This is a genomic window from uncultured Abiotrophia sp. (assembly GCF_963520105.1).
Lineage (GTDB): Bacteria > Bacillota > Bacilli > Lactobacillales > Aerococcaceae > Abiotrophia.
In genome coordinates, this window is sequence record NZ_CAUQPN010000001.1 from 1 (window position 1) to 12170 (window position 12170).

The window sequence follows — 12170 nt, forward strand, 5'->3', positions numbered from 1 at the left end:
TAAACTGCTATAAACTGCTATAAACTGCTATAAACTGCTATAAACTGCTATAAACCGCTATAAACTGCTATAAACCGCTATAAACTATTTATCTTTTAAAGTATAGTATTGTGTTGTATCTCTTCTACCGCTACCATGCCACTCTAGAATATCTAGATCTTCCGTTAGTCTTTTTAAAATCTTAAGAGTATATGGTCTACTTTTTTGTATTAATTCCATAACTTCAGAAGTAGTAATTTTAGTGTCACGGTAAGCTAACGTGACAACTTGCTTTTCAAGGGCATTTAGAGAGGAGAAGAGTTCAGGAGATAGTTTTTGGCGTAATTTATCTGAAATACGTAGTTGTCGATTTAAAATGTTATTTTCTAACATAAGTAACACGCTTGAATTATTAGGTTCAGAGTATTTAGGTTCATTTAAAAAGAAACTTTCCATCTCACTATAGATACGCTTTACTCCTTCATTCATTTCTTTTACCCAACCAAATTCAGATAGAATTCGTGCTATTTTTGGATTTCTAGAAAATCGTTCATTGAGTATGTTTTGGATGGTAACTATATTTGGAAGTACACCTGGACTCCTTATTTCTAAGCGATCATCAAAAAGTGTTACGGTAATATGTTGTCCACGAATTGAGTAATTTCTATGGGTAACAGCATTTACAATACCTTCAAACCAAGCAAATTCAGGATATTCAGGCATCACTTGAAACCTTCCGTCTTCAACCAAGTATTGAAAATCTCTGAGTTGATTTTTTACAAAATCGCGACTTTCTGTAATGATTTTAGGAATAGCTCCATCAAATGTTTGCTCTTTGACAACGTTAAAATCTTGTCCTGTTTTAGCAAAAGTATCGCTATATTTAATAACTCTTAGACGAGCTTGTGGGAGAAACGCTGACGGATTGCTACCAAACAGAAGAATAGCTGCATTTGTTAATTTACCATCTCTAAGAAGTCCACGGCTTTTTAAGACTTGTTCGATAGAAATATCAGGCAAACCAATTTTGTCTTTATAACTTTGGATTAATTCACTATCTATATCATCAATCGTTGCTCCTTCAACTATCTCATCTTCAAAATATCGTTGCCCTTTGTCATAAGTAAGTTGAAGTCGTTGTTCATGGCTTAGGGGAACTGATTTATCTCCTTGTCTTAGAAATGTCTCATCGTTTGTAGAGATAATAACGCGGTCAACCGAAGGATTCACTGAAATTAAAAGAACACAATCTTCCTCACCGCTTGAATTTATAACTGGAATAATTTTATCTGAAAATGATATAGGAGTTTGTTTAAGTTGGTATGGGATGCTTTGGAAGTCTTTAATGGGTTTTGCACGCAGGTCAGAGAAGCCTGTTACTTCCCCATCGTCTTCAATTCCAATAACAAGATGTCCACCTTCAGCATTTGCAAATGCAACGAGGTGCCTTAGAATATCTTTTGGTTTAATACGCGCACTTTTTCGATCAAAGTGTTGATCTTCAGGTGTAGATTTTAAATAGTTGATATCAAATATTTTTTCCATGTGTTTCCTTTCTGTTAATCAAACCTTCAAATTCCCTCCATTTTCGCGCATAGTAGCTGAAAATTAAGATATGTTGTATAAAGGGTTTAGATAATCTTCTCAAATACCATTGTAGCTTGGATACGGTCGCCACCGCCTAATCCTTTGCTTCCACCATTGGCAGTAGTGATGGTATGCAGGCGATAACCTTTAGAAGCTTGTTTATTGATAACATCTTCTAATTCTGTAAGGTTTCCTGATCCAGTGCCGAAAAAACTTTTCTTTCAAAGTTACCTGAAGGACAACGTAGTGTAGTCCATTTACTCCAGATGCAGTAGAAAAACTTTAACAGTGTCAAAAAATCCCATGTGGGCTACTCCTTGTTAGTCATTATCCTTTTCTGATAAAGATTTAGTTTTAGATTGTGGTAATTTGTTAATGAGTTCTAGTATTAGATTTTTACTATCGTTATCTAAAATGAGGTACTTATAAAGTAGGTCGGAAATTTCCGTTTCTTTTAGTTCATCAAAATCTAGTAAAGCATCAAATAATCGTATAAAAAAGTCGTTTTCACCAATACCAGCTACAAGAGCATCGTAAGCAGGAATTCCGTGAGAATTAGTTCCGTATTTTTGATTTATACGTTGTTTTATAAGTTCAATTTTTTTAATAGTTTTTTTATCAAGTTTATACGGTTCAGTTGATTTACCCAGTTTCTTTTCAAGTCTTTCCTTAGTATTTATACGTTTGATAAAATTGTTACGATATTCTTCAAACTCTGCTCCACTATTGAAAGTCATGAGTTCATCACCGTAACCTAGTAAGGAAGAAACACTAATTCCAAAAAAATCAGCTAAAATCTGAGCTTTTTCTGGTTTGATAGTATGTTTATTATTTTCCCAGTTAGATATCACCATTTTGGATATCGGTTTCTCATTTTCCTTTAGTCGTTTATTTATAACTTCGGCTAATTGATCTTGAGTTATTCCTTTCTCAGTTCTTAAAAATTTTAACCTATTTTTTATTGTTGACATTTTATCACCTCAGTTAAATTATAACCACTAAAAAAACTTTTGTAAAGTTTTTTTTTATTTTCTCTTGACTAGTAAAAAACGTTATACTTGACTCGAGTAAAGAAAAACTTTACAAAAAAGGAGGACAACTGTATTGCTTATCACCTCAACACAAGCAAAAGCAATTCGCCGAAAGCAAGCGGACAAGAATTTGACAGCTAAAAAAGCCAGCGAGGAAATGGTAAAAGATTTATTCTAGATAGGGGGTGTATCCCCCTCCCACTAGGCGCTCGCGAGCTTCACGCCGCCACTGTACATTTTTTCTCGCGCCAAAACTTCATCATATTATTAGTGAAATTTCATAATTTTAAGTATAAAGGTGTTGAAGATTCTGAGCAATTATATGATTCAGTTGATGCTCAGAAATTGTCTAATAAACAATAAGAAACTGGACACATTGAGTTCGATAGGATTAGACGAAGAGCAAATAAAGAGATAATAGAACTAGATACCTAATAAAGAAAATTAATAATGAATTTAAAACAATAATTAGAAAAAAACATTAGAGTTACTTTTATTGATGGTCAAATCCTTGAAGGACATTGTAACACCTATACTGGGAAACTTGATACGGAAGACGAACTGTATGATGAAATTACAATAGCAACAGATAAACATCTATATGTTGGGTTTGACGAATCTGAAATAAAGTTAATAAAAATTATTTAGAAAACACGTCAAGTAGTTGCTTTGATAGATTATAGAGAGTGCTTGAAAAATGTTAAATAATGACTTAATGGAGTGCGATAAACCAAGTTCATCCCATGAATTGGATGAAGTTCTTATTTCAGAGTCTAATCTTGAAGGATATAGTGTTTTTTACAAAAACAATGAAGAATCAAAAATTTGGTGGATTGATAAGATAGATTTTAGAGGAGAGCTGTTGTTCAGTTTTGATTAGCAAAAAATTTATAACTTATTTCTTGATTATCCCCACAATATGAAGGAAGAAGAAGTTAGAATTTTTGATAGTGAAAATCCTTTCTGGAGAGATTTTTTTCAATGAGTTAGGTAGTATGAAATGGAAGTAGACAACGCAGAGACAGCTAAAAGAGCATATCATTTTTTGAAGAGTTACAAGTCGCTGAAGAAGTTAGCCAATCTTAGAGATACTCCAGGAGCATTTGAAACCAAAGCTATAGAAATAGTCGAAATGATAGACTCTTATAGTAGTAGCCTAGACGGAAAGAAACGTGATATATTTTATAATTTATTTATTGTTTCCCAAAAACAAAAGCAGACTTTGAAAGAACTTTATAGCTCACTGGATATTGATAAAACAGAGTATGACCGTATCAAGAGTGAAATCTTACTAGAATTTGCTCATAATTATCGAGAAGGGGCGCTGTTGGCATACCGTAAGTAAAATATTAAGAATAGATTAAAAGCCCTTAGAAACGAATATAGGGGATTTGTGAACAATTGTATTTTCAACTAATATTTGATAAAATAATAGTATGTGAAGGTTTATCTTTCCATGCTTAGCGTTTACCTTTTTCTTTTGCGGGAGTTGGGTTTACGCTTTTTGTTTTGCCAATAGATAAGTTTGATTAGAGTATGCTATAATATTACCAGGGAATAAAAAAGCACGTCTAACCGTGCTAGTTTCTTGCCTGCTGAACTCGTCAATATTACGCCCTTTTCAGGGCTCTTCTTTGTGGACTTTTTTAGGAACTTTTAAGAAAACTAAGGCTATTTAATGCCAAAGTGTTTTTTAAAAAAGTCAGTATTTCCAATGGTTGAGCCTTAAAAAATTTGACTTATAGAGTGTTAAATGATATTATAGACTATTATAAAAGAGTGGTTAGCACTTGAGGTGTTTGAGTGCTAAGTTTCAGAACGAATGGAGGAAATCCCATGTTAAAACCATTAGGCAAACGACTGGTAATTGAAGTAGCCCCAGCAGAAGAAAAAAGCCTTGGAGGCTTGATCTTATCTAGCGCCGCCCAAGAAAAACAAGAGACCGGGACGGTCCTAGCAGTCAGCAAGGAAGTAGCAAGCGCTGGCGAAGTAGCAGTCGGCGACCGTGTTGTCTTTGAATCTTATGCGGGCGTGACCGTTAAGCAAGACGGCCAAGAATATTTAGTAATTGAATTAGACCATGTCTTGGCAGTTTTAGGCTAAGCACAAGGCAGAGAATAGAAAAGGAGTGACTCTTGATGGCAAAAGAATTGAAATTCTCAGAAGACGCTCGCGCAGCTCTCTTGCGCGGGGTAGATATTTTAGCAAACACAGTCAAAACAACCTTAGGGCCTAAGGGCCGTAATGTGGTCTTAGACAAGACCTTTGGCTCCCCTTTGATTACCAATGATGGGGTAACCATCGCACGTGAAATCGAATTAGAAGATCGCTTCGAAAACATGGGGGCGCAATTGGTGCTGGAAGTGGCTAGCAAGACCAATGATGTAGCGGGTGACGGGACCACGACTGCAACTGTCTTGACCCAAGCCATTGCTAATGAAGGGATGAAGAACGTGACGGCTGGGGCTAACCCAGTTGGCATCCGCCGCGGGATTGACAAGGCTACTAAGGCAGCAGTTGAAGCTTTACAAGCCTTATCTCAACCAGTTTTATCCAAAGAAGCCATTGCCCAAGTAGCCGCAGTCTCTTCTGGCGACCCAGCTATTGGTGACTTGATTGCGGACGCGATGGAACGTGTTGGCAACGACGGTGTCATCACTATTGAAGAATCTAAGTCAATCGAGACGGAATTATCAGTAGTTGAAGGTATGCAATTTGATCGGGGTTATCTCTCCCAATACATGGTAACTGATAACGAGAAGATGGTTGCTGAATTGGAAAATCCTGTAATCTTCGTGACCGACCGCAAGATTACCAATATTCAAGATGTTTTACCACTCTTGGAAGGTATTATGCAATCTGGTCGTCCGCTCCTTATTATTGCGGAAGATGTAGACGGTGAAGCTTTGCCAACCTTAGTCCTCAACAAGTTGCGTGGGACTTTGAACGTGGTGGCCGTTAAGGCACCGGGCTTTGGTGACCGCCGTAAGGCCATGTTGGAAGACATTGCAGTCTTGACTGGGGCAACCGTTGTTTCTGAAGAATTAGGCTTTGAACTTAAGGATGCGACCGTAGAACATCTAGGTCATGCCGGCAAAGTAACGGTAACCAAGGATTCTACCACTATCGTAGAAGGGGCAGGCAACAAGCAAGCCATCGCAGACCGTATTGCGGTCATTCGCGCACAAGCAGAAGAAAGCACCTCAAGCTTCGACAAGGAAAAACTCCAAGAACGTTTAGCTAAATTGTCAGGTGGGGTAGCCGTGATTAAAGTAGGGGCAGCCACTGAAACTGAGCAAAAAGAACGCAAACTCCGCATCGAAGACGCCCTCAACGCGACTCGTGCGGCCGTAGAAGAAGGGATTGTGCCTGGTGGGGGTACTGCCTTAGTTAACGTTCAAGAAATCGTGGCAGCAGTAGAAGCTGAAGGCGACGAAGCAACGGGGGTTAAGATTGTAGCCCGTGCTTTGGAAGAACCAGTACGTCAGATTGCAGCTAACGCTGGTAAGGAAGGCTCTGTCATTGTGGACACCCTCCGTCGCTCTGAAAAAGGTGTAGGTTATAACGCCGCAACCGATGTCTTTGAGAACATGATTGAAGCAGGGATTGTGGATCCAACCAAGGTAACCCGTTCTGCCCTTCAAAATGCAGCCTCTGTAGCAGCCTTGCTCTTGACAACAGAAGCCGTTGTAGCAGATATTCCAAAAGAAAGCCCTGATATGCCAGCCGGAATGGGCGGCATGCCAGGTATGATGTAATAAATTTGGCTGAGACCTTGGTCTTAGCCTTTTTTGTTGATAGGCAGTCTAGCTCTCTGAGGCAATCATTAAATCTACTTAGTTTGGATAACTAAAATCTGCTTGTCTTTATCAGGTAATAATGGTTAAATAGAATTATAAGACTACTGGTAGGGAGGGCAAGAAAATGAAGAAATTTCTTAGTTTAATGTATGTTGTTCTGTTAGTAATCGGTTTATCGCCTATCAAAACAGTTGGTGCACAAAATGAATCGAACTCAGCTTCCGTAGATATACAGAAGGAAGAAGAAGAGCGAGCAGCTTATTGGAAAAGTTTGGAAGAAATTACAGATACCAAAGTGCAAAAAGAACTATTCTATCGTTTACTTAAGACAGAGCCAATCCCGATTGAAAAGGGCCAAGAGGCCTACCTGAAATTAGCAGATATTACGAAGCCTGATGGGACAGATATGACCAAGAAAAGAGCATACATGCTCCCAAGTAATTGGAAGATGGACAAGGACCTTACTAAGAAGGATAATAAAGATATGACTTTTATAGTGAAGGCAGAAGAGTCACCAATTGCCTTTTTTGCGCAACTTTATAGTCTGGATCTTTTCACTGGTTCAGCACCGGAAGGTGATGAGGCTTGGGAACAGGCGGAGTTGAAAAGATTTATGAAGGGGCAAGATGGTAAGAACTTTATTTTGGACGAAACCGTTGAAATAGGTGGTAAAACATGGAATGTAGGTTTTGAGATGCCTATTGGCCCTCAGAATCGTCTGCTTGCTGGCCTTGTTTTTTATCGACTCGAGGACCACGGTGAATCCTATAAGTCGGTAATTGCGGGTTCATTAATTTATGTCCCTTATGATGACTTGCGATACGAGGATGAAATTAAAAAAGCAGTTGGTCAGCTTAAGACAATTCTTCAGCGAGTCAGTGAAGCTAATGACTAGTCAGTATCATAAGATAGGTAGTTGAAGAGGAGGGTTGTTTTTTTCAGCAATTCTCCCATCTACTACTAATCGCCCTCTTTAAGGCTGAGACCTTGGTCTCAGCCTTTTTATTATCTAAAAGAAAGAGGGTGTGCTAGACTGAGAGTAACAAGTGTGGAGGAGAGATTTTAATGACTCTAGTGCAGGCTTCATTTTTGGCAGGCCTTTTTGGGGCCCTGGCCTGGTTGGTGGGCGATATATTACTAGTAGGTTTTGCGCCGGTGACAGAAGAAGACTTGGCCCGCTACCAAGCAGGGGGCTTGACCAATTTACGCCTGGCTCTTTATATGAGATCAGGGGCAGATCGCCGTTTGCGCTGGGGTGTTTGGCTGGCTCAATTTTCTATTTGGTTGCCTCTGCTTAGTCTCTATGGCCTCTGGCAAATGGCTCAACCAGTAAGGGGCTTGGCCTGGGCCGGACTGCTCTGCCTCCTCATCGGCTTCAGCCTGTCCCCTTTGGCGCATGGGGCCTTCTATGTAATCGCCATCCTAGGCAAGGCTTATTGTCAGGATTACGCAGAGGAAGGCAAGGCCAATAAATTTTTGGTAGAAGCGATTAATCAGGCCAATCACTTACTCAATGTGACCTGGCTGTCGGCCCTTGTAATAACCTACTTGGGTTGGGCTCTGTATGGCTTGGCCATTGTGACCGGCCAGACCCAGTGGCCGGCTTGGTTTTTGCTAGCCACCCCGCTGGTGACCACGCTAATCTGGCTTGGCCTTAGCCATTATGTCATCCGCCGGTGGACGCCCCTCTTTAATGGCGCTGCCCTTAACTTAGCCTGGGTCAGCTTTTATGCCTTGGCTCTCTGGCTACTCACTTAAAATCATGGCATGCAAAAAGGACTGAGCTTAGGCTCAGTCCTTTTATTTGCTTAGATAGGCGATAATTCGTTCAGCTAATTCAGCCCTTACCCCAAGCTTGGCGTAGTCCTCAATGGAGGCTTCCTTCATAGCCCTGAGGGACTTGAAGTGCTTGAGCAACTTAGTGCGGGTCACCTTACCCACGCCAGGAATGGCGTCTAACTTAGAAGCGAATTGTTGCTTGCTCCGTACTTGGCGGTGGTAGGAAATAGCGTAACGGTGAACTTCTTCTTGGATTCTTTGGATATAGTGGAAGACAGGCGACTGGCGGTCTAGTTCTACTAGCTCCTCGCTATAGCCATTCATAAGAGACGCGGTCCGGTGTTTGTCGTCTTTGACCATGCCGGCGACAGGGATGGAGAGGCCTAGTTCCTCTTCAATCACCTGGCGGGCTGCCCGGACCTGGACCTTGCCTCCATCCATCAAAATCAGGTTGGGCAGGGGCTGTTCCTCGCGCAGTAAGCGCGAATAGCGACGGCGAATGACCTCTTGGGTGTGGGCAAATTCATTGGTTTGGTTAGATTCCTTGATTTTGAACTTGCGGTAACTCTTGCGGTCAGGCTTGCCTTCTTTGTAAACTACCATACCTGACACTAGGCCAGTCCCCGAAATGTTGGAATGGTCGAAGGCTTCAATGTGATAGGCTAGAGGGATGCCCAAGGCTGCCGCCAGGTCTTCGCTGACACCACGCGTTTGTTGGGCTTGGATGTCCAAGAGGTTGAGGCGCTCGTTGAGAGCCAGCTGGCTGTTCTTAGCGCAAAGGTCCAGCATGGACTTTTTCTTGCCTCGCTGTGGCGTGCTGATGGGAACTGAAATCACTTGCGATAACAAATCCTTGTCAACATCTTCAGGTACTAAGATGGCTTTGGGAAGCAAGTGGTTTTCTTCCTGATAGAAGCGGGCGATAAAGGTCGTCAACTCCTCATCAGGGTCCGTGTAAGCCGGGTAAATGGCGGCCTCACGTTTGAGAATGCTGCCTTGTCTGAGCATGAAGACCTGGATAGAAATCCAACCCCGTTGGAAGTCATAGGCGAAGACATCCGTATTGTCGTAGTCCTGGCTCATGATAATCTGACGCTCGATAGTGGTCTCAATGTATTGGAGTTGGTCCCGGTAATCGGCGGCCTGTTCGAAGTCCAGGCGCTCGGCGGCGGCCTGCATCTTGTCCTTGAGTTGAGTCATAATAGGTTGAATATCACCGTTGAAGAATTGCTTAATCTTCTGAATCTGTTGCTCGTACATGTCCTTGGTGACTTCATGATCACAGGGGCCAATGCACTGACCTAGATGATAATAGAAGCAAGCCCGCTTCTCATTTTTACCACAGCGACGTAGGGGATAGACCCGATGCAAGAGTTGCTGGGTCTGGGTGGCCGCCCCTACATTAGGGAAGGGGCCGAAGTAGAGGCCACCGTCCTTGGTCACATTGGATGTGATGATGAGCTGAGGATGGCGCTCCTTGGTGATTTTAAGGTAGGGATACATGGTCCCTTCCTTGAGTCGAATATTAAAAGGCGGCTTATACTGCTGAATCAGATTGATTTCCAGCAAAAGTGCTTCCTTGTTACTATTGGTGATGATGGTCTCGAAGTGGTCGATTTCTGACACTAGTTTGGTAGTTTTGGTATCGTGAGCGCCACGGAAATAGGAGCGCACCCGGTTCTTAAGGTTCTTGGCCTTGCCGACATAGAGGATCTGATCGGCCGCATCTTTCATGAGATAGCAACCGGGTAAATCTGGCAATAGCTTGAGCTTGGCTTCAATTCGTTCTTGAACCTTGGCCCGTTCTTGGGCGGTCTGGGACTGGGCATCCGTCATGGGGGTCCTCCTTCCTTTAATCTAGGGGCAGGGAGCCCCGTCTACTCTACACATTATACGCGTTTTTAGGACTTGGGACAAATGTCCTGTTCAAATCTTAAGAAAGGGTAAATCTCAGTCATCAAGATTGAAATCTCTGTCAGAATTGCCTAAGATGGTAGAAGAAGGAGACTGACCATGAAAAAAAGATCTACGACCCCTTTGAAGATAGCAGCGATTATTGTCGTCCTCTGCCTGGCCCTCTTTGCCAGACGGGATATGATTCAGGCTGTCTGGCAGGATAATAGCCTCAGCCGCCCGCAAGCCATGCTGACCATCGCCCAAAAATTATTAAATATTCCACAAAATAAGCCTCAGGATAATCAGTCCCATGCCATTCAATCCGGGGCCAACCAAGAACCCCATCAAGTAGCGGCTAATGTGGCGGCTAGCTCTATATATCAGAAGGCCGCCCGCACAGCCCAAACCTTCAATCAGGGTTTGGATTTGAATGGCCTGAATCAGGCCTTTGTCAATCAAGTTAACCAACACCGGAGCCAACTCGGTTGGCCTGAGATTCAGGTCGGCCACCAACTTGCTACAGGGAGTCAAACTCGGGTTCGTCAATTATCCGATTATTATTACTTGAGTAGCCGGACCTTAGATGGGCAAGATTTTCGGACGGCGCATCCAGCAATTGAGGATGCCAATTCCAGATTAGGGGAATCCACCTTTGAGCTCTACATTGCGGCGGATGACGTCCACCTAGATACTTGGCGCCAGCACCCTGACATTCTGGCCGACTATCTCTATAAGGCCTTCGCCAAAATGGAAGGCCAGGAGACCAGCGCCTATATTGCCAGTCAATATGTGACCCTCTACGCTCAACCTAGCGACCAATTGGTTGGCGACGTGGCCTACGTGCGTTTGGTGGCAGTTGTCACCTCCGATACACTTACTAGTCCTTAATTCAACTTGAAGGAGCCCCACCATGACTTCACCTTTTGCTTATCTATTGCCCAGTCTAGTTGGCCTGGGGCTAGCGACTTGGACCTATGGCCAGGTCTACCAGCGTCGACATGGCCTCAAGCCAAGTAATGATCGCGAGCAAGTCTTTGACGTCGACAGCTGGCAGGCTCAGGCTAGCACTCAGCATGCCTGGCTATCGCAAGCCCAGTTCGATCAAGAAATGACAGACTGGGTTCAGCCTTATCTGGCCCAACATGGTCAGTCAGATACGATTACCTTAGAAGACGGCCAGACTTTAGACTTTGATTTCTATCCTCATGCTGAGGCTCAGGCTACTCTCCTAATCATCCATGGTCTCAATGAGTTCAAGGAAAAATTTCGGGAGTTAACCTACTACTGGCACCAAGAAGGCTGTCAGGTCATTGCAGTGGACCTAAGAGGGCATGGCGCCAGTGGTCCTTATGGTCCCAAATCCAGCGTTCATAGCCAAAGTTTTGATCAATATGCTGAGGACCTAGCTAGCCTTTTGGACTATTTAGGCAAGCAAGGAAAAATCCAATGCCCCTTAGTCCTATTCGGCCACTCCATGGGTGGAGCGGTCGCGACTCGTCTTTGCCAACTCTATCCCGGCTTAGCTCAAGGGCTCATCCTTTCCTCGCCTATGCTGGCAATCGATACGGGCAAGATTCCTTTTGCCTATGCCCATCTACTGAGTCGAGCCGTCACTTGTTTAGGTGGTGGCAAAGCTTATGCTCCGCGTCAGGGGGCCTTTGATCCTGAACGTCATAGCCAGTATCCCCGCCAGAATCGCTGGACCACTCAATATGAACGTGGCCAGTATTTCCATCATTGGCACCTAGCCAACCATCCGCTTCCTAGCTGGGGCGCTACTTGGTCTTGGTTAGCAACTAGTCTAGCTAGCTCGCGCAAGATTTTGTCACGCCAAGGTCTTGCCCAGCTTACTTTACCAGTTCTGGTCTGGCGGGCGGAGCTTGACGACCATGTTTTAGCGAGTGGCATTCATGGCTTGACGTCGAGCCTAGCGCAAGCCCAGGCCTACTGTGTGCCGGGGCGTAAGCATGAATTGTATTTGGAGGATGATGCCTTCATACAAGCTTATGTCACCTGTATTCGTCATTTTATTGCCAGTCTTGCGCCAGCAAGCGACCATTGATTTAATCCTTCGTTGAATTTTGAACTAAAGGGAGTT

Annotated in this window: 11 protein-coding genes and 1 pseudogene; 8 read left to right on the top strand and 4 right to left on the bottom strand. The window is 43.1% G+C overall.

Annotated elements, in window-relative coordinates; genetic code table 11:
* Nucleotides 1-84: 84 nt before the first annotated feature.
* From RWO08_RS00005 to RWO08_RS00015, 3 genes and pseudogenes are all read right to left on the bottom strand, one after another.
* Nucleotides 85-1524 (bottom strand): ATP-binding protein, encoded by a 1440-nt coding sequence (locus tag RWO08_RS00005; protein ID WP_311468841.1) that lies wholly within the window; start codon nucleotides 1522-1524, stop codon nucleotides 85-87.
* An 86-nt stretch (nucleotides 1525-1610) separates the two neighbouring features.
* Nucleotides 1611-1871, bottom strand: a pseudogene (locus RWO08_RS00010) (DUF4177 domain-containing protein).
* Between the two features lie 15 nt (nucleotides 1872-1886).
* Entirely contained in the window at nucleotides 1887-2537 is a 651-nt protein-coding gene (locus RWO08_RS00015; RefSeq protein WP_311468839.1) for a helix-turn-helix transcriptional regulator, read from the bottom strand.
* 757 nt (nucleotides 2538-3294) lie between these two features.
* Between RWO08_RS00015 and RWO08_RS00020 the strand changes: the two genes are divergently transcribed.
* The 6 genes from RWO08_RS00020 to RWO08_RS00045 all read left to right on the top strand — a co-directional run bounded on the left by RWO08_RS00020 (nucleotide 3295) and on the right by RWO08_RS00045 (nucleotide 8155).
* Nucleotides 3295-3477 (top strand): hypothetical protein, encoded by a 183-nt coding sequence (locus tag RWO08_RS00020; protein ID WP_311468838.1) that lies wholly within the window; start codon nucleotides 3295-3297, stop codon nucleotides 3475-3477.
* A gap of 120 nt (nucleotides 3478-3597) precedes the next feature.
* Nucleotides 3598-3942, top strand: coding sequence for a hypothetical protein (locus tag RWO08_RS00025; RefSeq protein ID WP_311468837.1), 345 nt, complete (start codon nucleotides 3598-3600; stop codon nucleotides 3940-3942).
* A gap of 491 nt (nucleotides 3943-4433) precedes the next feature.
* Entirely contained in the window at nucleotides 4434-4700 is a 267-nt protein-coding gene (locus tag RWO08_RS00030; RefSeq protein ID WP_070756503.1) for a co-chaperone GroES, read from the top strand.
* 35 nt (nucleotides 4701-4735) lie between these two features.
* Nucleotides 4736-6355 (top strand): chaperonin GroEL, encoded by a 1620-nt coding sequence (gene groL / locus RWO08_RS00035; RefSeq protein WP_070756504.1) that lies wholly within the window; start codon nucleotides 4736-4738, stop codon nucleotides 6353-6355.
* A 166-nt stretch (nucleotides 6356-6521) separates the two neighbouring features.
* Complete coding sequence (locus RWO08_RS00040; RefSeq protein WP_311464751.1) at nucleotides 6522-7292, top strand: hypothetical protein; 771 nt, start codon at nucleotides 6522-6524, stop codon at nucleotides 7290-7292.
* A 170-nt stretch (nucleotides 7293-7462) separates the two neighbouring features.
* Nucleotides 7463-8155 carry a DUF6796 family protein gene (locus RWO08_RS00045; protein ID WP_314210944.1) on the top strand — a complete coding sequence of 231 codons (693 nt, stop codon included), beginning with the start codon at nucleotides 7463-7465 and terminating at the stop codon, nucleotides 8153-8155.
* Nucleotides 8156-8197: 42 nt separating this feature from the next.
* Here RWO08_RS00045 and uvrC read toward each other — a convergent pair whose 3' ends face one another.
* Complete coding sequence (uvrC, locus tag RWO08_RS00050; RefSeq protein WP_314049918.1) at nucleotides 8198-10012, bottom strand: excinuclease ABC subunit UvrC; 1815 nt, start codon at nucleotides 10010-10012, stop codon at nucleotides 8198-8200.
* A gap of 177 nt (nucleotides 10013-10189) precedes the next feature.
* On the opposite strand from uvrC, the gene RWO08_RS00055 reads away from it, so the two are divergent.
* The gene (locus tag RWO08_RS00055; RefSeq protein WP_314210945.1) at nucleotides 10190-10960 is read left to right on the top strand and encodes a hypothetical protein; all 771 of its coding nucleotides are present in this window, start codon (nucleotides 10190-10192) and stop codon (nucleotides 10958-10960) included.
* A gap of 22 nt (nucleotides 10961-10982) precedes the next feature.
* Nucleotides 10983-12134 carry an alpha/beta fold hydrolase gene (locus RWO08_RS00060; RefSeq protein WP_314210946.1) on the top strand — a complete coding sequence of 384 codons (1152 nt, stop codon included), beginning with the start codon at nucleotides 10983-10985 and terminating at the stop codon, nucleotides 12132-12134.
* The last annotated feature ends 36 nt before the right edge of the window (nucleotides 12135-12170 follow it).

Coding starts and splice junctions, on each gene's coding strand:
- RWO08_RS00025 (WP_311468837.1), top strand. CDS start 3,598: ATGGAAGTAGACAACGCAGAGACAGCTAAAAGAGCATATCATTTTTTG.
- RWO08_RS00005 (WP_311468841.1), bottom strand. CDS start 1,524: ATGGAAAAAATATTTGATATCAACTATTTAAAATCTACACCTGAAGAT.
- RWO08_RS00060 (WP_314210946.1), top strand. CDS start 10,983: ATGACTTCACCTTTTGCTTATCTATTGCCCAGTCTAGTTGGCCTGGGG.
- RWO08_RS00015 (WP_311468839.1), bottom strand. CDS start 2,537: ATGTCAACAATAAAAAATAGGTTAAAATTTTTAAGAACTGAGAAAGGA.
- RWO08_RS00020 (WP_311468838.1), top strand. CDS start 3,295: ATGTTAAATAATGACTTAATGGAGTGCGATAAACCAAGTTCATCCCAT.
- groL (WP_070756504.1), top strand. CDS start 4,736: ATGGCAAAAGAATTGAAATTCTCAGAAGACGCTCGCGCAGCTCTCTTG.
- RWO08_RS00040 (WP_311464751.1), top strand. CDS start 6,522: ATGAAGAAATTTCTTAGTTTAATGTATGTTGTTCTGTTAGTAATCGGT.
- RWO08_RS00055 (WP_314210945.1), top strand. CDS start 10,190: ATGAAAAAAAGATCTACGACCCCTTTGAAGATAGCAGCGATTATTGTC.
- RWO08_RS00045 (WP_314210944.1), top strand. CDS start 7,463: ATGACTCTAGTGCAGGCTTCATTTTTGGCAGGCCTTTTTGGGGCCCTG.
- RWO08_RS00030 (WP_070756503.1), top strand. CDS start 4,434: ATGTTAAAACCATTAGGCAAACGACTGGTAATTGAAGTAGCCCCAGCA.
- uvrC (WP_314049918.1), bottom strand. CDS start 10,012: ATGACGGATGCCCAGTCCCAGACCGCCCAAGAACGGGCCAAGGTTCAA.